This is a genomic window from Rhodococcus shunpengi (genome assembly GCF_048381395.1).
In the GTDB taxonomy this organism is placed as follows: Bacteria; Actinomycetota; Actinomycetes; order Mycobacteriales; family Mycobacteriaceae; genus Rhodococcus.
The window spans coordinates 772,247-791,221 of sequence record NZ_JBLWIU010000012.1 but is presented as its reverse complement, the minus strand read 5'-3'; the positions used below and the strand labels follow the sequence as shown (position 1 = coordinate 791,221).

Annotated in this window: 19 protein-coding genes; 8 read left to right on the top strand and 11 right to left on the bottom strand. The window is 68.8% G+C overall.

The window, feature by feature from the left end; translation table 11 throughout:
• Nucleotides 1–91: 91 nt before the first annotated feature.
• The 3 genes from ACNJ7K_RS08970 to ACNJ7K_RS08960 are packed head-to-tail and all read right to left on the bottom strand — an operon-like array spanning nucleotide 92 to nucleotide 4,372.
• Nucleotides 92–1,795, bottom strand: a complete 1,704-nt coding sequence (locus ACNJ7K_RS08970; protein ID WP_120280624.1) for a helix-turn-helix domain-containing protein — start codon at nucleotides 1,793–1,795, stop codon at nucleotides 92–94.
• A gap of 54 nt (nucleotides 1,796–1,849) precedes the next feature.
• The gene (locus ACNJ7K_RS08965; protein ID WP_159417330.1) at nucleotides 1,850–2,953 is read right to left on the bottom strand and encodes an XdhC family protein; all 1,104 of its coding nucleotides are present in this window, start codon (nucleotides 2,951–2,953) and stop codon (nucleotides 1,850–1,852) included.
• Nucleotides 2,954–2,974: 21 nt separating this feature from the next.
• Entirely contained in the window at nucleotides 2,975–4,372 is a 1,398-nt protein-coding gene (locus tag ACNJ7K_RS08960; RefSeq protein WP_487041500.1) for an amidase, read from the bottom strand.
• A gap of 141 nt (nucleotides 4,373–4,513) precedes the next feature.
• Here ACNJ7K_RS08960 and ACNJ7K_RS08955 point away from each other — a divergent pair, with 141 nt between their 5' ends.
• Nucleotides 4,514–5,689, top strand: coding sequence for an MFS transporter (locus ACNJ7K_RS08955; RefSeq protein ID WP_487041499.1), 1,176 nt, complete (start codon nucleotides 4,514–4,516; stop codon nucleotides 5,687–5,689).
• Here ACNJ7K_RS08955 and ACNJ7K_RS08950 read toward each other — a convergent pair.
• Together ACNJ7K_RS08950 and ACNJ7K_RS08945 are read right to left on the bottom strand one after the other, a co-directional pair.
• Entirely contained in the window at nucleotides 5,659–6,621 is a 963-nt protein-coding gene (locus ACNJ7K_RS08950) for an alpha/beta fold hydrolase (RefSeq protein ID WP_487041498.1), read from the bottom strand. The genes ACNJ7K_RS08955 and ACNJ7K_RS08950 overlap by 31 nt on opposite strands.
• 88 nt (nucleotides 6,622–6,709) lie before the next feature.
• Nucleotides 6,710–7,681, bottom strand: coding sequence for an LLM class F420-dependent oxidoreductase (locus ACNJ7K_RS08945; RefSeq protein WP_487041497.1), 972 nt, complete (start codon nucleotides 7,679–7,681; stop codon nucleotides 6,710–6,712).
• Between the two features lie 107 nt (nucleotides 7,682–7,788).
• On the opposite strand from ACNJ7K_RS08945, the gene ACNJ7K_RS08940 reads away from it, so the two are divergent.
• Complete coding sequence (locus ACNJ7K_RS08940) at nucleotides 7,789–8,517, top strand: MOSC domain-containing protein (protein WP_230790151.1); 729 nt, start codon at nucleotides 7,789–7,791, stop codon at nucleotides 8,515–8,517.
• A 5-nt stretch (nucleotides 8,518–8,522) separates the two neighbouring features.
• Here ACNJ7K_RS08940 and ACNJ7K_RS08935 read toward each other — a convergent pair whose 3' ends face one another.
• Nucleotides 8,523–9,956: an acyl-CoA synthetase gene (locus ACNJ7K_RS08935; protein WP_230790148.1), complete on the bottom strand. Its 1,434-nt coding sequence runs from the start codon at nucleotides 9,954–9,956 to the stop codon at nucleotides 8,523–8,525.
• Between the two features lie 102 nt (nucleotides 9,957–10,058).
• Between ACNJ7K_RS08935 and ACNJ7K_RS08930 the strand changes: the two genes are divergently transcribed.
• The 3 genes from ACNJ7K_RS08930 to ACNJ7K_RS08920 all read left to right on the top strand — a co-directional run bounded on the left by ACNJ7K_RS08930 (nucleotide 10,059) and on the right by ACNJ7K_RS08920 (nucleotide 11,849).
• A complete protein-coding gene (locus tag ACNJ7K_RS08930) occupies nucleotides 10,059–10,832 on the top strand; it encodes an IclR family transcriptional regulator (RefSeq protein ID WP_225623666.1) in 774 nt (257 codons plus the stop codon).
• Nucleotides 10,833–10,956: 124 nt separating this feature from the next.
• A complete protein-coding gene (locus ACNJ7K_RS08925; RefSeq protein ID WP_159417327.1) occupies nucleotides 10,957–11,631 on the top strand; it encodes a hypothetical protein in 675 nt (224 codons plus the stop codon).
• Nucleotides 11,631–11,849 carry a helix-turn-helix domain-containing protein gene (locus tag ACNJ7K_RS08920; protein WP_064256486.1) on the top strand — a complete coding sequence of 73 codons (219 nt, stop codon included), beginning with the start codon at nucleotides 11,631–11,633 and terminating at the stop codon, nucleotides 11,847–11,849. Before ACNJ7K_RS08925 ends, ACNJ7K_RS08920 begins: the two co-directional genes overlap by 1 nt.
• Nucleotides 11,850–11,949: 100 nt before the next feature.
• On the opposite strand, the gene fahA is transcribed toward ACNJ7K_RS08920, so the two are convergent.
• The 4 genes from fahA to ACNJ7K_RS08900 all read right to left on the bottom strand — a co-directional run bounded on the left by fahA (nucleotide 11,950) and on the right by ACNJ7K_RS08900 (nucleotide 15,855).
• Nucleotides 11,950–13,134, bottom strand: coding sequence for a fumarylacetoacetase (fahA, locus tag ACNJ7K_RS08915; protein ID WP_159417326.1), 1,185 nt, complete (start codon nucleotides 13,132–13,134; stop codon nucleotides 11,950–11,952).
• Nucleotides 13,131–14,012, bottom strand: coding sequence for a hypothetical protein (locus tag ACNJ7K_RS08910; RefSeq protein WP_159417325.1), 882 nt, complete (start codon nucleotides 14,010–14,012; stop codon nucleotides 13,131–13,133). The genes fahA and ACNJ7K_RS08910 overlap by 4 nt, the downstream gene beginning before the upstream one ends.
• Nucleotides 14,009–15,211, bottom strand: coding sequence for a homogentisate 1,2-dioxygenase (locus ACNJ7K_RS08905; protein WP_120280633.1), 1,203 nt, complete (start codon nucleotides 15,209–15,211; stop codon nucleotides 14,009–14,011). The genes ACNJ7K_RS08910 and ACNJ7K_RS08905 overlap by 4 nt, the downstream gene beginning before the upstream one ends.
• Nucleotides 15,212–15,327: 116 nt before the next feature.
• Nucleotides 15,328–15,855 carry a MarR family winged helix-turn-helix transcriptional regulator gene (locus ACNJ7K_RS08900; protein ID WP_016692512.1) on the bottom strand — a complete coding sequence of 176 codons (528 nt, stop codon included), beginning with the start codon at nucleotides 15,853–15,855 and terminating at the stop codon, nucleotides 15,328–15,330.
• A gap of 157 nt (nucleotides 15,856–16,012) precedes the next feature.
• On the opposite strand from ACNJ7K_RS08900, the gene ACNJ7K_RS08895 reads away from it, so the two are divergent.
• Genes ACNJ7K_RS08895 through ACNJ7K_RS08885 form a run of 3 tightly spaced genes read left to right on the top strand, consistent with a single transcriptional unit; the run spans nucleotide 16,013 to nucleotide 18,426 of the window.
• Nucleotides 16,013–16,663: a DedA family protein gene (locus ACNJ7K_RS08895; protein WP_230790146.1), complete on the top strand. Its 651-nt coding sequence runs from the start codon at nucleotides 16,013–16,015 to the stop codon at nucleotides 16,661–16,663.
• A 9-nt stretch (nucleotides 16,664–16,672) separates the two neighbouring features.
• On the top strand, nucleotides 16,673–17,764 hold the full coding sequence (locus tag ACNJ7K_RS08890; RefSeq protein WP_487041496.1) for a sensor histidine kinase: 1,092 nt from the start codon (nucleotides 16,673–16,675) through the stop codon (nucleotides 17,762–17,764).
• Nucleotides 17,752–18,426 (top strand): response regulator transcription factor, encoded by a 675-nt coding sequence (locus tag ACNJ7K_RS08885; protein ID WP_230790138.1) that lies wholly within the window; start codon nucleotides 17,752–17,754, stop codon nucleotides 18,424–18,426. Before ACNJ7K_RS08890 ends, ACNJ7K_RS08885 begins: the two co-directional genes overlap by 13 nt.
• Before the next feature lie 13 nt (nucleotides 18,427–18,439).
• On the opposite strand, the gene ACNJ7K_RS08880 is transcribed toward ACNJ7K_RS08885, so the two are convergent.
• Nucleotides 18,440–18,844 carry a hypothetical protein gene (locus tag ACNJ7K_RS08880; RefSeq protein WP_487041495.1) on the bottom strand — a complete coding sequence of 135 codons (405 nt, stop codon included), beginning with the start codon at nucleotides 18,842–18,844 and terminating at the stop codon, nucleotides 18,440–18,442.
• Nucleotides 18,845–18,975 lie beyond the last annotated feature (131 nt).

Sequence of the window (18,975 nt, the reverse complement as noted above, 5' to 3'; positions counted from 1 at the left end):
GCCGCAAACGCTAACGGAGCAGCTCCGGCCCGGCGTGGGAGGAATCTGCCATGAGCGACCCTCCGAAATTGGCAAGATCGGTGGTTGATCGTCAGGAATCGATTCCGCGCATCGCGATGATCTTGAGCGCGAGCGAAAGGTCCAACCGCAGTTCGGGCTGTTCAGTGAAGGGACCGAGGATCTTTTCGAGTTTCGCCACACGATAGCGCAGAGTGTTGTAATGAAAATGTAACTGGCGCGCGGCTTCTGCGATGTTGATGTTGGTGGCGAGGAGCACCTCGAGGGTACGGCACATGTCCTGCGCCTCGGCCGTGCCGTCGGTCAGTTCCTTGAGCGTCTCGCGCGCGAACGACTCGAGTTCCTCGGTGTCCTCGACGAGGCTCAGCAACCGGTACACACCCAGATCGTCGAAATGGGTCACCGCCCACGGACCGGAGATCTTGCGTCCCACTTCGAGTGCCGTGCGCGCCTGCGCGTAGAGCGCCGGCAGGTCGTCGGTGGACGACGACGCACGCGAAACCCCCACACCGAACGGCCGACGCCCTCCCCCGCCGGCTCCGCGCACCAGGGCGACGAGTTCGTGCACGAGGGTCATCGTGTCGCTGCCCTCACCCATGAGTACGACGGTCTCGGTCGCCAGAGCTGTGACGGACGCTCCGGAATCGCGCCCGGCCAGCGCACCCGCGAACGCGCGGGCCTGCCGTTCCACGACGGGCAGTCGCGCCGGTGCCGCCGAGGAATCGTCGTCCACGCGATCGGGTTCGACGGCGACCACCACCACCGGGCGGTCGAGATTCCAGCCGAACATCTGCGCGTGCACGATCACCTGTTCGGGTTCACCGGCGCGGCCGCGCAACAGGTCCCGGACGAAGTTGGCCCGGTGCTTCTCCTCGACCGCGGACACCGCGAGCTCACGACTGACGACGAGCGCACACACCGTCGCCGCCTGCTCCACGAGATACAGATCCGGGGCGGAGAGATCACGTGCAGGACAGAAGAATACGAGCCGACCGTGGTCGATACCGTTGGCGGAGATCGCGGCGATCGCCACGTACTCGTCGCCGAAGCGGTGCAGACCGAGACCGCCCTCGATCGAATCGGTGCGCACCCGGCCAGTCGGGTCGACAGCCGCCGTCGAGGACAGCCACGCGAAGTCGGATTCCCTCCCGGCCCGGTAGGTCTGGCGTCCGTCCGGGGTGGTGATGAGGACCGCCCCGCCGAGCCGGCGCGAGATGCCTTCGGCGAGCGCCCTGTGCCCACCGCCCGCCATGACGATCTCGAGGAGGCCGCGACGGAGGTGATCCGCCTCGAAGACCGCTTCCACCTGAGCGACGGCCATGTCGCGGAGAGCCCGCGCGAGCCGATGATCCGCGACGACCTCCTCCGGCGTCGTCAGCACCGGGAGGGGAACGTCGTCCGTGAGGCCCTGGGGCAGGGGATGTCCGGCGTCGAGCCGGACCACGAGTGCCGAGACCTCGCTCCGGTCCAGCCGTGCCAGGAAGTCGGCGACCGGCACGGCGAGTCGCGCGAGCACGGTGGTGGAGGTGACGAGCAGCAGCCCCGGACGCAGCCAGGGACCGATCTCGGGGAGCATCATCACCGCGACCCCGGTGACAGGTCGCGCCGTGGAGACGTCACCGGCAAGCACCGTCGGTGCGACGAGGAGACCCGAGGAGACGACGTCTGCGAGCGGGCACGGTTCGAATACGACCGCTGCGCTGTCCTCCGGATCGGCTGCGCTGCGTCCCGGTTCGGATGCGCTGGGCCCCGGTTTCTCAGCCTTGCGCACCGTCACAGCACTACCCGTCCACCTGCCAGTCGTTCACCCCCGCATGGGAGACACGTGACATTAGAGGGCTGCCGCAACACCGTCAATCGCAGGCGGACAATCCGCAGGTCGGGCAGCGCGTCCCGCCGGCACCCGGTGGATGGGTCCGCGCAGTGTCGCAAGGCTGCGCCCGGTGGCACCGCGCGTGCTCACGAGGATCTCGGCAAGGATCGACACGGCCGTCTCCTCCGGGGTACGCGCCCCGAGGTCGAGTCCGATCGGCGAGTGCAGTCGTCCCAGTTCGTCGGCCGACAGACCGGCCTCGCGCAACAGGGCGACGCGGCGCTCGTGCGTGGAGCGACTGCCCATCGCCCCGATGTATCCGGCCTCGCAGCGGAGGGCGCGTTCGAGCAGCGGGATGTCGAACTTCTCGTCGTGGGTGAGGACCGCGACGACCGTGGTGGGGTCGATCGGCGCCGACTCGAGGAAGATGTGCGGCCACGCCACCACGATCTCGTCGGCGTCGGGGAACCGGGCGGGCGTCGCGAAGACGGGCCGGGCGTCGATCACCGTCACGCGATAACCGGCGAACTTCCCCAGCGTGCACAGGGCGGACGCGAAGTCGATGGCGCCGAAGACGTACATCCGCGGTCGCGGCGCGAAGATCTCCACGATCTGCCCGCACACCTCGTCGACGTAGACCTCCGAATCGCCGTAGGACAGGCGCAGGCGCACCTCGGCTTCGGGATCGGTGCCGTCGTCCCCGTCGAGGGTGACCACACGATGGCCGGCGGACTCGCGGTCGGTGACGACGGCGACCGGCTCTCCCGCCCCGATCCGCCGTGCCACCTCGGTGAACTCGGGATAGGTTGCGGCATCCACCCGCTGCACGAACACCTCGATGGTGCCGCCGCAGGTGAGGCCCACGCCGAAGGCGTCGTCGTCGGTGACGCGGAAGACCTCGGTCCGTGCGCGCCCGTCGGCGAGCACGTCACCCGCGATGTCGTACAGGGCGCCTTCGATGCACCCTCCCGAGACACTGCCCACCACTTCACCCGACTGCGAGACGGCCATCGCGGCGCCGGGTTCGCGCGGCGACGACTTCCACGTGCGAACGACGGTCGCGAGCGCGAAGGTCTCGCCGTCGTCGAACCATCGCGACAGCTCGTCGAGAATGTCCCGCACAGCGGCCTCCTTACCGGTGTGTCACAGACGCGCGGCGACGGCCAGCGCGACGTGGTCGTGGAAGGGGCGCGCGACGATCTGCACGCCGATGGGCATGCCGTCGCTCGTCCGCCCGACAGGGACGACGACGGACGGGAAGCCGGTGACGCTGATCGTGCGGCAGCTCGCCAGCGCCTCCTGCCAGGTGAGCAGCCGGTCGCCGACAGCGAAACGATCGTCGCCGAGCGGCGGCGCCCCGATGGACGCGACCGGCAGCACCAGCACGTCGCCCATCTCGGCGAGCAGACGATGGATCAGCGCGGTGCGCCACGCCCAGAGGCCTTCCACCTCCCGGTGCTCGGCGCGACCGGCCGTGGACAGCAGGTCGCGGATGACGGCGCCGAACCGGTCGGGACTCGCCAGCGCGTCGATGTCGGTGTGGGTCTGGGTGGCCCGCAATCGCCCGAACAGCTCGTTCCCCTCGACCAGCGCCGACCCGCAGTACGGATGCGCACCGAGGCGCCGCGCGCTCTCCCGGACGACGTCCACGATCTCGTCGACGACGGGGACGGTGCCGTCCCCGTCCGCCCAGGTGATCGTCAGAGCGTCGACGTCGACGGTCGCCGGATCGGTCCACGCGACGTGCGGTTCGGAGATCACACGCAGGGCGAGGACGAGGTCGTCGAGGTTCCGCGCCATGGGTCCGACGGTCTGCAGCACGCCGTGCACCGTCGTGGGATTGGCCCGCACGTGATCGCCGACGAGCACCCCCGGGTACTGACCGTCCGCGGACACGCGGCCGACGGTGGGGCGGATGGAGCACAGGCCGGTGCAGTGCGCGGGCCAGCGCACGGACCCGCCGAAGTCGGTGCCCAGCCCGAGGACGCTCATGCCCGACGCGATGGACGCGGCTTCGCCGCCGCTGGATCCGCCGGGTGAGCGCGGCGACTCGAGGCTGCCGAGCGGGTTCACGGCCGGTCCGAACATCTCGTTGTCGGTGAGCCCGGAGGTTCCGAATTCGGGTGTGTTGGTCTTGCCGACGAGGATCGCGCCGGCCGCCTTCATCGCGGCGACGGCCGGTGCGTCGACGACGGGGACGTTGTCGGCCAGCGCCCTCGAGGCGGCCGTCGTACGCATGCCTGCGGTGGCGATGAGGTCCTTGGCGGTGAACGGCACCCCGGCGAGCGGACCGGCCACCTCGCCGCGGTCGAGGCGCTGGTCGAGAGCGTCGGCCTCGGCGAGGGCGCTCTCCGCCGCGACGGTGACGATCGCGTTGAGGCGCGTGTTCTGCTCGGCGATCAGTGCGAGGTGGTCCTCGACGACCCGGCGGGCAGGGACCTCGCGGTTGCGGACCACGGCGGCGATCGACCGCGCGTCGGCGCCGGTCCACGTGCCGGTGCGCTCGGTGTCGAGCGTCGGGGATCGACCGTCTACCGCCACTGGCCCTCCTTGGTCTGCGTTCGACGAGAACGCTATGGCCGGCTCCGGTCCCCTCCTACGTCCACACTCCACAGGAAGCCGGTCGCCGCGGTGTGAAGAGTTGATACTTTCCCGCCGGAACTGGCCTGAGAGGATCGGGGAATGATTCCGTCCTGGGCTCGTCTCGCGTTCGCCGTGTTCGCGGTGAGCTGGGGCGCCAATCAGTTCGCCCCGATGCAGCTCGTCTACCGCGACCACCTGGGACTCGGCAGCGACTCGTTCACCGCCATGCTCGGCTCCTACATCCTCGGGTTGATTCCCGCCCTGCTCTACTTCGGGCGCGTGGCCGACCGGATCGGGCGTCGTCCGGTGATCCGGGCGATGATCCCGGTGAGCATCGTGTCGTCGATCGTCCTGCTTCTCGGCGCCGACATCCCTGCGCTGCTGTATGTCGGCCGGGTCCTCGCCGGATTGGCATCCGGGATGGCGTTCGGAGCCGGCACCGCGTGGATGAAGGAACTGAGTGAGGGTCCGGGTGTGGGAGCGCGCCGGGCCGCCGTCTCACTGTCGGCGGGATTCGGCAGCGGTGCCCTGTTCGCCGGTCTCATCGCGCAGTGGCTCCCCACTCCCGACCGCCTGCCCTATCTCGTGCACATCGCTCTGATGGTGGTCGCGGTGGTGCTGGTGTGGGCCGTCCCCGACGCGCACCGGCCCCGCACCGTGCAGGGCTCGTGGCGCCTGTCCACCCTGTCGTCCCCGCGTTTCCGGTGGGGTGTCGTGCCGTGGGCTCCGTGGGTCTTCGGATGCGCGACCGTCTCGTTCGCGACGATGCCGCCGATCGTCTCGGATCGGGTGGACAGCGTGGCCGTCGCGTTCACCGGTGTGGTCGCCGCCCTGACCCTGCTCACCGGTGCGTTGATCCAGCCCGTGGCCCGACGCATCACCCGGCACGGTGAGGATCGCGGCGTGTGGACCGGGGTGGGCCTGGGGGTGCTCGGCTTCGTGACCGCCGGCGTCGCGGTGCTCGGCGACGGCCCGGTATCGGTGCTCGCCGTCCTCGTCACCGCCGTCCTCCTCGGCGGGGGGTACGGCATGCTGCTCGTCTCCGGTCTCGTCACCGTCGAGCACATCGCTCCGCCGGACGAGCTGGCACAGACCGTTGCCGTCTTCTACTGCCTGATCTATCTGGGCTTCGCGGTGCCCTTCGTCATCTCGCTCGCCGCACCTCACATCGGGTTCGTCGCATGCTTTGCGGTCGCCGTGGCGCTGCTCGTGCTCGCGCTCGTCCCCCGGAAACTGCTCGCCGATCAGGAAGCGACCCTCGTCGGCTCACGCTGAGCGAGGCCGACGGGTTCCAGGCCGACAGGTTCCGGGGCGCGGACCTGCCCGAGCAGATCCGACAGCGCGCGAGCGACCTCCTCGGGACGGTCGGCGAGAACCCGGTGACCGGCACCGACGAACCGCACGAGGTTCGCGTGCGGCAGTCGCGCCGCCATCGCCTCCGACAACGACAAAGGCACGAAGACGTCCTCCGTGCCCGCCGCGACGACCACCGGCACTCTCGCGAGCACATCGAGGGCGGCGGACTCGTCGAGCACCGCGAAGTCGGCCAGCAGCCGCGACCAGGTGACGACCGACGTCTCGTTCGACAGCGCCGACCCGACCACCCGCAACCACGATTCCTCCGTGCGCCTGCGGGCGGCGACCGTGCACACGCGGCCTCCGGCGCGCTTCGACAGTTCCATCACGCGAGGTACGCGCGACACCGCCCGGTGCACGATGGAGGCGGCGGGATGGCGTAGATAGCGTCCGATACCGCCGTCCGCGAGTCCCGATGCGGCGGTGGCGATCAGACCCGCACCCACGATGCGGCCGCCGACTGCATCGGGGTGACGACGGGCGTAGGACAGCGCGACCATGCCGCCCATCGAATATCCCACCAGCACCACCGGTCCGTCCGGCGCGAGGGTCCGGAGCACCGCATCGAGATCGTCCGACATCCCGGAGACCGTGCACGCGGTGGCGTCGCCGGTCCCGGAACGACCGTGTCCTCGCTGGTCGTAGCGGACGATGCGCAGACCCGGCATGTCCACCGATTCGCAGACGGCATCCCAGCTCGCGGCGTCCTGGCAGTGCCCGTGCAGGCACACGAGGGTCAGATCCGCATCCCGTGGTCCGGTCATCGTGGCGGCCAACGACACTCCGTCATCGGCGACGACGGTCACACGAGTGATCGTGTTCGGGTCCGGACTCGATGTCGGCTCGGCCATCTCGCCTCCTGCACAGCGCATCTGCAGGAGTTGTCGCGTCATCCTCCGGTGCCGTTAACCGCCGACATCGAATCGTGACGTCCGGTCGTCAGCGCGGAGCGAGCGCCCGGATCATCGGCGCGGGATCGCCCGAGGGCACCAGGGCGATGGCCGGGGTGGTCACGCCCGCCTCGACGTAGCGCTCCACGTGCTCGCGGCATGCCTCGGGTTCGCCGTGGATCACGAGGGCGTCCACGACGTGGTCCGGGATCGCTTCGAGGGCGGCCTTGCGGTCGCCTTCCGCCCATGCCTTCCACATGCCGGCGAAATCGTCCGAACGGCCGAGGAATTCGTGGAAGGCCCGGTAGACGGGGACGTTCATGTAGGCGGCGATCATGCGTCGGCCGATGGCGCGGGCGGTCTCGGTGTCGAAGCCGGGGAGCACGAAGATCCGCGCGACGATCTCCTTGTTCTCGCCGCCCTCGTGGACGTAGGGCGCCACGGTGCGGACGTCGTCGGCGGAGAGCCAGTTGATGATGGCCCCGTCGGCCTCACGTCCGGCCAGACGCAGCATGCCCGGCCGTAGTGCTGCCAGCAGTACCGGCGGCATCGGGTCGGGTACGACGCCGGCCCGGAAGCCGTCGACCGCGAAGGTGTCGTACTTCTCGGAGACCTTCTCCCCCGACAGGGCCGCACGCAGGAACCGCAGGGTGTCGCGGGCGCGCTTGAACGGTTCTTCGAAGGGGATGCCGTTCCACTTCTCCACGATGACGTCGGAGGAGGTGCCCACCCCGAGCACGAAGCGGCCGGGTGCGGCCGCGGCGAGACTCGCGGCGGACATGGCCAGCGTCGCGGGGCCGCGGGTGTAGACGGGGACGATCGCGGTACCCAGGCGCAGGCCGGGAGCCCACACGCTCGCCAGGGTGAGCGGGGTGAACGCATCGGCGGCGCCGGCCTCGGACGACCACACGTCCGTGTACCCGAGGTCTGGGAGCTCTTCGATGATGCGTCGCTGGTCGGGCAGGGGGATGCCGTCGAGCGGGACGGTCAGGCCCCATCGTCGTGTCGTGTTCTCCGTCATGACCGTCACCCTAGCCACACTGTGGTTCAGGTCATACCCGGGCGTGTTTCGGACCGACGGATCGGGCCCGCCCCGCGGCCGCTCCGGTCCCCGTATGCTCGCGAGTCGTGCGTATCGATCAGTTGTGGCGTTATCCGGTGAAGTCGTTCGGGGGTGAACGGATCGACGCCGCAGCGATCGAAGCGGACGGCCTGCGCGGCGATCACCTGTGGGCGCTGGTCGACGCCGAATCCGGAAACATCGCGAGTGCGAAACGTTTCCGCCGCTACGGGCTGCTGCTGACCTGCTCGGCGCGACTTCTGAGCGACGACGACCCCCGCGATCCGGCGGCACTCGAACTGACGCTGGCCGACGGCACGGTGGTGCGCGGCGACGATCCCGAGGTCGACGACCTGCTGTCGAAGCTGGTCGGTCACGACGTGCGGCTCGAACCGCGCGACCGCACCTACGACGAGGCGCCGCTGCATCTCGTCTCCCGATCCGCGGTGGAGGCGCTCGGCACCGGCGACCCCGCCGATGTGGCGTTGCGGCGGTTCCGGCCGCAGCTGGTCGTCGACACTCCGGACACGACCGGTTTCGTGGAGGACGAATGGATCGGCCGACGGGTGTCGGTGGGCTCGGTGGTCCTCGAACCGCACAAGCGCACCGCGCGGTGCGTCATGGTGACGCTCCCCCATCAGGAGGTTCCCGCGCGGCGCGACATGCTGCGTGAGGTGACGCACGCGCATCAGGTGCCCAATGTGCCGAAGGGCAAGCCGATGCCGTGCATCGGTGTCTACGCGACCGTCCTGACTCCCGGCGACATCACCGTCGGCGACGAAGTCGGGATCGGGTAAACCGGTCACTTCCCGGCGAGGTAATCCTCGACGAGGATCTTCTTCTGCACCTTGCCCATGGCGTTGCGCGGAAGAGCGTCGACGGTACGGATCTCGCGGGGACGCTTGTGGATCGAGAGGGTCTGCGCGACGAAGTCCGAGAGTTCGCTCGGATCACGGAGATCCCCGACGACGTAGGCGACGATCCGCTGTCCGAGATCGTCGTCCGGCACACCCACCACCGCGGCCTCCTGCACGCCCGGATGGTTCAGCAGCGCATGCTCCACCTCGCCGGCGCCGATCCGGTAGCCGCCGGACTTGATCATGTCGACCGATTCGCGGCCGACGATGCGGTGGAAGCCCTGGTCGTCGATCACGGCGATGTCGCCGGTCCTGAACCAGCCGTCCTCGGTCATCGACTCCGCGGTCTTCTCGGGATTGTTCAGGTAGCCGTCGAACAGCGTCGCACCGGAAACCTCCAGCCGGCCGAGGGTTTCGCCGTCGTGCGCCACGAGGTTGCCGGCCTGGTCGCGCAGGCGGGTGGAGACCCCGGCGATCGGCAGACCCACCCAGCCGGGCCGGCGCTCACCGTCGTGGCGGGTGCTGATCGTGATGATCGTTTCGCTCATCCCGTACCGCTCGATCGGCGCGGAGCCGGTGAGGGCGAGCATGCGCTCGAAGACAGGCACGGGCAGGGGTGCACTGCCCGACACCAGGAGTCGCGCGGACGACAGTGCGCGAGCGGACGATTCATCGGCGACGACCCGCGACCACACGGTGGGAACACCGAAGTACAGCGAACCACCGGCTGCCGCATAGGCTTCGGGCTTGGGTCGCACGGTGTGCACGAGTGGCGAGCCCTGCCGGAGCGCGCCGACGACACCGAGGATGAGTCCGTGGACGTGGAACAGCGGAAGTCCGTGGACGAGTGTGTCGTCGGACGTCCAGTTCCACGCCTCGGCGAGACCGTCGAGACCGGCCGCCACGGCGGACCGCGAGAGCACGACTCCCTTGGGGGCACCGGTGGTTCCCGAGGTGTACATGATCATCGCAGCGCTACCCGGATCGGCCTCGGCGTGCGAGGACGACGAACGCGCGCTCGCGTCGACCGGGATCGCAGGCAGGGTGACGTCGTCGGGGGCGGTGCCGAGCCATACCTGCGCACCCGAGTCCTTCAGGATGTGCGCGCGCTCGGCCGGGCCGGAATCCGGCGGCACGGGCACCGCGGCCACACCGGCCATGAGGCATCCGGTCGTGGCGATCACCGTCTCGATGCTCGCGGTGGCGTCGATGGCGACCCGTGAGGAACCGGCGACCTCGTCGGCCACCGCGGCGGCGGCCGCGATCAGTTCGGATCGGGTGAGCGAGACGTCTCCGACGCGGACGGCGTTGCGGTCGTCGCCACCTGCTCCGGACTCGGTGAGCGAGGTCAGCAACGGCACGGGCGTGGTGGTGGTCATCGGTGGGTCCCTTCTCGACGTCCTGCCGGACGGTGTCGCGCAGCGTCTGGTCCACATTGTGGACCGCCGTGCTACGATGCGGTCCGGCTCAACCTATAACCCGTGACGCCTGCCGTCAACGACGCGCGAAAGGTTCCGATGAACAGCGTTCTCACCGCACTCCGCGTGTTCGAGGAGGTCGCGACCACGCAACCGGTCGGGCTCTCGGAGTTGAGCAAGCGCCTCGACGTCCCCAAGAGCACCGTGCAGCGGTGCCTCAGGACCCTCGCCGAAGCCGGCTGGCTGCGGCCCTCGACGGCGAACGCCGGGCAGTGGGTCATCACCGGCCGCGCGTTCAGCCTGGGCAGTGCGATGTCGTCCGGCGACGACCTGCGCGAGGTCGCACTGCCCGAACTGAACCGCCTGCAGGCGGAGACGGGTGAGACGATCCATCTCGCCGTGCCGGACGGGAACGAACTGGTCCTGATCGAGCGGCTCGACAGCGCCCATCAACTCCGCGCCTTCCTGGCGCTCGGTACGCGCCTGCCCCTGCACGCCGCGTCCACCGGCAAGGCCTATCTCGCGTCGCTGCCCGACGCGCGGATCGAGGACTTCCTCGCCACCGAGCTTCCCTCGCTGACCGAGCACACCGTCACCGACCCGGCGGCGCTGCGCGAGGAGATCGCCGAGATCCGCGCCCGCGGGTACGCCGTGACCGAACAGGGTCTGCACGACGGCATCGCCGCCGTCGCCGTCGCGCTGCGTGGGCGCGGTGGCGCCGTGCGCGGTTGCTTCAGCATCTCGGGCCCGGCCTCGCGACTGACGCCCGACCTCTTCCCCGACTACGGCGCGAAGGCACTGGCAGCGCGGGACGCGATCGAGCGTCGCCTGCCCTGATCCGCTCCGACCAGGACCGGCGGGAGCCCGTCGCCTCTGGACATATCGTTTGTCGATATGTATAACGATTATCGATGGTATCGACAATCGATAACCCCGCCGTCCTGCGAGTTCGGAGACGACCATGAATTCCACCCACGACACCGACCGCCCCCAGGGCCCGGGCGCCGAACCCGACACGCTCTCCCCCACCGAGACGTCGAAGAAGGACCGCACCGATCTGTGGGCGTCCCTCACGGTCTTCGCGCTGACCTCGTTGATCGTGCTCTTCACCTACGTCCGCGACCTCGTGCGCTCGCTCGGCGACGGCATCGTGACCGCGCGGGTCACGTTCGACGACGCGGCAGCGGCGCCGGTGCTGTCCAGCCCGACCGACGTCGACCTGCAGACCGCCTCGACAACGGTGATCGACGTTCCGACCGACGCCCTCTCGCCCGTCAGTGTCGGCTTCCTCCGCGCCGGAGAGGCGTTGCAGACCCTCGGCTATCTCGCAGCCCTGGCCCTGCTGAGCGGGATCGTCGTGCGATTCGCTCGGGGCCGGTTGTTCGACCGGGGTGTCATCCGGCTCGTGTGGATCACCTCGATCGTGGCGATCGCGACCATCTTCGTCCCCACGATCCCCCGCACCCTGGGTACCAACATGCTGATCCGGGACGTGGACATGAACGAGGTCCTCTCGAACGCGCCCCTCGGGCCGGAGTTCTGGTACGCCTACGTCTTCTGCATGGTGATCTCGGCCGTGGGTGTGGTGCTGCGGATCGGGAACCGCATGGCGCGCGACAACGAAGGACTCGTCTGATGCCTCCGGAAACCGAGCATGCCGTCCGGTGTCATCTCGACGAGCTGCTGGCCGATCGGGGCATGACCCTCACCGAATTGGCCGACAAGGTCGGCGTCAGCGTGGTGAACCTGTCTGTACTCAAGAACGGACGCGCCCGCGCGATCCGCTTCTCGACCCTCACCGCCCTGTGCCGTGTACTGGATTGCTCTGTGGGCGACATTCTTTCGGTCGACTGACCGACCCCGGAAAACGGCGATGCCCGGAACCTCGTGGGTTCCGGACATCGCCGATCGGTCCGGCCGGTGGCGCTCCGGCTGACGCACGGACCTGCTTCCTCTATTCCCCGATCGCGGGAAGAATGCGGGTGCGGACCTCACCGAAGCCGATGCGGGTCCCGTTCGGGCCGGGCGCGGTGGCCGTGATGGCGATCTCGTCGCCGTCCTCGATGAAAGTGCGGGTCTCGTCGCCGACCTGTACGGGTTCTGCTCCGCCCCAGGTGAGTTCGATGAAGGCACCGCGCTGGTCCTTCTCCGGGCCCGAGATGGTGCCGGAGCCGAACAGATCACCGGTGCGGGTCGCGGCGCCGTTGACGGAGGTGTGGGCGAGCATCTGCGCCGGCGACCAGTACATCTGCGCGTACGGCGGGCGCGACACGACGTGCCCGTTCCACTCGACCTCGAGATCGATGTCCAGGCCCCACTTCTCGGTGCCCTTCAGGTACGGCAGTGGTTCCGGGTCCTGCACCGGGGTGTCGATGCGGGCCGCCTCGAGCGCGGCGAGCGGAACGACCCACGGCGAGATCGACGTCGCGAAGGACTTGCCGAGGTTCGGGCCCAGCGGCACGTACTCCCATGCCTGGATGTCGCGGGCCGACCAGTCGTTGAGGATGACGGCACCGAAGCAGTGGTCGGCGAACTCGTCGGGGGTGATCTGCGAACCCATCGGGGAGCCGACACCGACGATGAAGCCCATCTCGGCCTCGATGTCGAGGCGGATCGACGGACCGAAGACCGGCGCAGGATCGTTGGGGCCCTTGCGCTGCCCGCACGGCCGCACGATGTCGACGCCCGAGGTCACGACGGTGCTCGACCGGCCGTGGTAGCCGACGGGCAGGTGCTTCCAGTTCGGCATCAGCGGGTCGGGGTTCTGCGGGCGGAACAACCGGCCGAGGTTCGACGCGTGGTTCTCCGACGCATAGAAGTCGACGTAGTCGGCCACCTCGATCGGCAGGTGCATCGTCACGTCGGTGACGGCGAAGACGGCCTCGTCGGCGACATCACCGGCGACGAGTTCCTTGATCGCAGCGCGGACTTCGTCCCACCGGGCGCGGCCCTGGGCCATGAACGCGTTGAGTGACGGCTCGGCGAAGACGACGTCGTCCTCGAAGACACGGCTCAGGTCGAGGACCGAATCTCCGACGCGGACACCGACGCGGGGTTCGCTGTCGGCCGTGGAGAAGATGCCGTACGGCAGGTTGTCGAGACCGAAGAGCGAACCCTCCGGAATGGCGATGGTGGTCATGCGTTCGTTCCTTCGGTGATCGGGGAAACGGTCGAGGGCACCAGACCGAGGCCGAGCAGATCCTCGAGCGGTTCGGCGATGCTGCAGGTGCCGTACGACAGGAAACGGCGCCGGACCTCTGCGGCCCGGTCGTCGGAGAGGGCGCCGAGGCGGGCGGAGAGCACTGCCCCGTCGCGTTCGGCGAGCACGGAGGCGACCTCGTCGGTGTCGGCTCCGGACAGCACCGCGTCCACTGCGGCCAGCAGGTTCACGAACCCGTGCTGCTCGAAGCCCGTCTTCGGGTCGGTGTTGCGCACCGCGTGGTGCAGACCGGCGGTCGCTTTGAACGGCACACCCGTGGTGACGACCGTGCCGACAGCTGCGGCGAGTTCGGCTTCGTCGGGATACGCCTCCGCGACGACGCCACCGGTGCGGAACTTGGCCGCGTAGGGCGTGCCGACCATACGGGCGAGGATCTCGGCGCGACGCTCGTCGCGCGGAACCTCCACGAAGACATCGACATCCGGGCGGCCCACGGAGATCTCGGCGAGTGCCGCGAACAGTTCGTCGACGGATTGTTCTGCGGGGACCGCGATCTCGAGCGCCACCACGGACACCGAGTCCATCGCGTCGACCTGCTCGAGTGCAGGTCGGACGGCGGCGGTGCCGGTCGGTGCGGTCAGGCTCAGGGCCAGCTCGCCGGGATACGGGTGCTGCGTGAGGTGATCCGCGAGTTCACCGAGGCGACCGGCCGGGAAGACGAACGCTCCGACGAGGGGTGCGTGCGCGGACGAGCGGTGTCCGGCGTGGGCGGGGACGGCGACGGGCAGCGGGGCGTTGCCCGGAGGGAACAGCGCCGCGTCGTCGCACAGTCCGGTCAGGAGAGGTCCGAAAGTCATTTCGTCGCTCCTGCATTGCGGTTCCAGCTGCCGGCGTAGGCGGCGTCCTCGCACGCGAGCGCACCCTCACCGAGTTCGAGGGGGCGGAAGGTATCGACCATGACGGCGAGTTCGTCGAAGAACTCCACACCGATGCTGCGCTCGTAGGCACCCGGCTGCGGGCCGTGCGCGTGACCACCGGGGTGCACCGAGATCGAACCCTGGCCGATACCCGATCCCTTACGGGCCTCGTAGTCGCCACCGCAGTAGAACATGACCTCGTCGGAGTCGACATTCGAGTGGTAGTACGGCACCGGCACGGCCAGCGGGTGGTAGTCCACCTTGCGGGGCACGAAGTTGCAGATGACGAAGTTGTTGCCCTCGAACGCCTGGTGCGCCGGCGGCGGCTGGTGGACACGGCCGGTGATCGGCTCGTAGTCGTGGATCGAGAAGGTGTAGGGGTACAGGCAGCCGTCCCAGCCGACCACGTCGAAGGGGTGGTGCGGCATCAGGTAGCGGGTGCCGACGACGCCGTGCGAGGTGCGGTGCTTGACGAGCACCTCGACGTTCTCCTCCTCGACCTGCATCAGTTCGGTCGGGCCGTGCAGGTCGCGCTCGCAGAACGGCGCGTGCTCGAGGAACTGCCCGAACTTCGACAGGTAACGCTTCGGCGGGACGATGTGACTGTTGGCCTCGATGGTGTAGGCGCGCAGCGGTGCGTCGCCCTTGGGCACCCAGCGGTGGGTGGTGGCCATCGGCAGCAGCACGTAGTCGCCGGCCTTCGCCTCGAGCGGGCCGAAGACCGTCTCGACGGTGGCCTCACCGGACTCGACGTAGACCATCTCGTCGCCGACGACGTTGCGGTACAGCGGCGAAGGCTTGGACGACACGACGTACGAGATGCGCACGTCGGCGTTGCCCAGGACCAGACGACGACCGGTCACGACATCCGTCTCGGCCCAGATCGTCTCGGGGAACAGATCGTGCAGCTTCAGGTGCCGCGGCTTGAGCGGGTGATTCGGCGTGGTGGTCTGATCGGGCAGCTTCCACTCGGTGGCGTCGACGATCGCCGACGGGATGTACCGGTGGTAGAGCAGCGCCGAGTCGGACGAGAAGCCCTCCTCGCCCATGAGCTCTTCGTAGTACAGGTTGCCGTTCTCGTCACGGTGCTGGGTGTGACGCTTCGGCGGGATGACGCCGAGCTGTCGGTAGAACGCCATGATCTGACTCCTCGCGGATCTCGGGCGTGCGAGGGAAGGTCGCTCGCCTGGAAGTAGTAAATACGTTAACTAAACGGAGGGCGTGAGCGCAACCACAGAGGGGTCACAAGGCTGCGTCAGTTGCGTCCGCGCACGTCGAACTGGCTGCGGTTGGTGATCAGCTTGTTCAAAAGCATCACGAGAATCTGCTGCTCAGTGGGAGTGAGCACCTCCACCCAGGCCTCCTCGCGCTCGTTCTGCGCGCGGAAGCTGTCGCGGATCTCCTTCTCCCCCGCTTCGGTAAGCGACAACTGCACCGAACGCGCGTCGTGGCTGACCGGTGTCTTCTCCAAGATTCCCGCTTCGACCAGCGGTTTCGCGAGGTTCGACACCGCGGCGCGGCTCATCCCGGTGAGTCGCGCGGCGACGTTCGGCTCGATCGGGCCGGCAAGCCAGATGACGAACATGAGCCGATAGGCCGACCACGACCGGCCGCGCGGACGGTGAACGGCGGCCTCGAGGTCGTAGGTGACGATGTCAGAGGCCCGGTTGAGCGTGAGCAGAACTTCGGTCGCGCTGCGGTGATGTTCGCCGAACTTGCTGTTCAGACGCTCCTGCGCGAGTTCGACGAAGGACCAGTAGTCGAGGTCGCGGGGTCCGGACATGCGGTCACAGTACCGCAGATCCGGGATAATTCATCCATTTACTATCCGGTGGATAGACCGGAATTCGGCAGGACTGCGGAAAACCGCACCCCGAACGCCGCGAAGTCGGCGGAAAACCGCAGCGACCTGCACGTTCGCCGCTCATAGCGTTCCGGACATGAACTTCGCACACACCCTCACGCAGTCTCCCACCGACGAACTCGACGGCCTCGCGGGCCTGTCGCTGCAGCTGATGGAGATGCTCGGAGCACCCGGCGCCGGTCTCGCGGTCGCCGCGGAGAACCTCTTCCCGCCGATCCCGAGCGAGGTGATCCTGCCCCTCGCCGGCTTCGCGGCCTCGCGTGGGGAGATCTCCCTCGTCTCGGCCGTCGTGTGGACCACCCTCGGCTCCCTCGTCGGCGCACTGCTGCTCTACCTCGCCGGACGCGCGTTCGGCCGCAGACGGATGTATGCCGTGGTCGAGCGACTCCCACTGGTGAACACCTCCGATCTCCGGCGCGGCGAAGAATGGTTCGCCCGGCACGGTGAGAAATCGGTGCTCCTCGGCCGGATGGTGCCACTCGTGCGGAGCGTGATCTCGGTTCCCGCCGGGGTGGAGGCCATGCCGGTCGGCCGCTTCGTCGTCCTGACCGTTCTGGGCAGCGCACTGTGGAACTCGATCTTCGTACTCGCCGGCTACCTTCTCGGGGAGAACTGGGGAGTCGTCGAACCGTACGCGGATGTGCTGCAGAAACTCGTGATCGTCGCGGTGGTCGGGGCAGTGGCGGTGTTCGCCGTCCGCCGTGTCCGATCGATTCGCGCCCGTTAGGGTCGGTCCGTGATCGATCACCTTCGGCGCTCACTCGGGACCTCGGTCCGCGCCGTCGTCGGGCTCCTGCTCGGGATCGTCACCGCGGTGGCGGGTGCGGCGGCATCGGCCCGCCGCACCACCGACGGACCGGGCCGCGCGGCCGAACGCGACCGCACCCGTCTCGTGCGATGGTTCGACGCCGAGGCCGTACGGGATCTCCCGGATCGGGAGCCGACCGGATACTTCCTCGTCCGCCTGGCCTACGGTCCGCTCGTCGGCATCGTCGTACTGCTCGTCCTGATCGCCACGACCGGCTACGGGGGCTGGGCGATCGTCCTGCTGGCCGGCGGTCGTATCTCCGTCGCCGACGGTCTCGTCTCGCTCCTCGTCGCCGCCGTCATGATCTACCTCTCCGTCCGGATGGCGATGATCGTGGGCCAGTGGGACGTCCGCACGGCACTGCGGCTGCTCGGCGACGACGCCACGCAGCATCGCCTCCGCGACCTGCAGCGCACCCGCGCCGACGTCGTCACCGCCATCGACGACGAACGCCGACGGATCGAACGCGCCCTGCACGACGACGTCCAACAGCGGGCCGTCGCGCTCGCACTCGACGTCGGTCGCGCGCGTCGCACAGCCGAACGCGGCGGCGGGAATCTCGTCGCCGACCTCGACGACGCCGTCGCCCAGGCGCAGGCACTGCTCACCGAACTGCGCGACGTGGCGTGGCGGATCTACCCGGCCGCGCTCGACGAACACGGACTCGCCGCGGCACTGGAAGGGTTGTCCGCGCACACCTTCCTCCCCGTCGACCTGGATCTGTCGATCGACCCGGAACCACCGCACGATGTCGCGGCAGCCGCGTACTACGTTGCTGCGGAAGGGGTCACGAACTCGGCGAAGCATTCCGGCGCCGACAGCGTGTCGGTGACCGTCGCGGCGGACGGTCGCGTCGTGACGGTCACGGTCGTCGACGACGGATGTGGTGGGGCCGAGATGACGGGCTCCGGGCTGACAGGTCTCGCGCGCCGTGTCGCCGCGCTGGACGGGCAGTTCTCCGTACACAGCCCTCGCGGAGGGCCGACCGTCGTGGAAGCGAGGATCCCGTGCGCATCGTGATAGCCGAGGACTCGACCCTTCTTCGCGAGGGTCTGTCCCGATTGCTCGCGGACGAAGGCCACGAGGTGGTCGCCGGTGTGGGCAATGCCGTCGAGCTGCATCACGTCGTCGAGCGCGAGGTGCCCGACCTCGTGCTGCTCGACGTGCGTATGCCACCGACCTACTCGACGGAGGGCATCGACGCGGCGCGGCGCATCAAGGAGGAGCACCCGCAGGTCGCTGTGCTCGTGCTGTCGCAATACGTCGAGCACCGGAACGCGACCGGTCTGCTCACGAACGGGTGGGGTGGCGTCGGCTATCTGCTCAAGGATCGCGTGTCGGACGTGGGGGCATTCCTCACCGACCTGGAACGAGTGGCTGCGGGCGGGACGGCGTTCGATCCCGAGGTGGTGCGGCAACTGTTCGCGAACACCCGCCGCACCGACCCCATCGCCGCCCTCACCGAACGCGAACGCGAGGTGCTCGAGGCCCTCGCCCAGGGTCTGACGAACACCGGCATCGCCGATCGTCTGACGATGTCGGTCAGCGCCGTCGAGAAGCACGTCAATTCGATCTTCGTGAAGCTCGACCTGCCGCGCGAAGCCGACCGCAGTCGGCGGGTACGGGCGGTGCTCCTCTACCTCGAGAGCACGGGCACCCCGAGCTCACGGGACGACCGCTGACGCCCCGTACGGATCAGAAGAGCGGATACACGAAGTGCCCGACGCCTCCGCCGGGTGCGCTCGACCCCGTCACGTTGGGCAGGTTCGCGGGCAGACGGGTGAGCTTGTGGGGGCGGCCTTCGAGGTCGGCCTGCCAGCAGTCTGTCGTCACACCGTGGAAGCCCTGGCACACGATGCGGGTGTTCGTACCGAACGGGGAGGTCAGCCGCGGCTCGTTCACCAGCGGATTCCAGTAGGCGAGCTCGTCCGGGGCAAGCCAGTCACCGGGATCCGTGTCGAAGACGTAGATCGGACTGTTCGGCTGCTGGACCGGCCACTCGTCCTGCGCCGAGGCGATGCCGGCGCACCCGAGGGCGATCCCTCCTGTCACTGCGGCGACCGCTCCGGCTCGCAGTATCCGTCGCAATCCGTTCACCATCGTTCCCCTCCACCCCGTGTCTCCGGGACCCGTGTCTTCCGGACATCGAAACACGGACCACGCGGTCCGGATATGGGAATGCCGGAATTGTCGGCCCCCGACGGGTTCCGACAATTCCGGCTGCACCACAG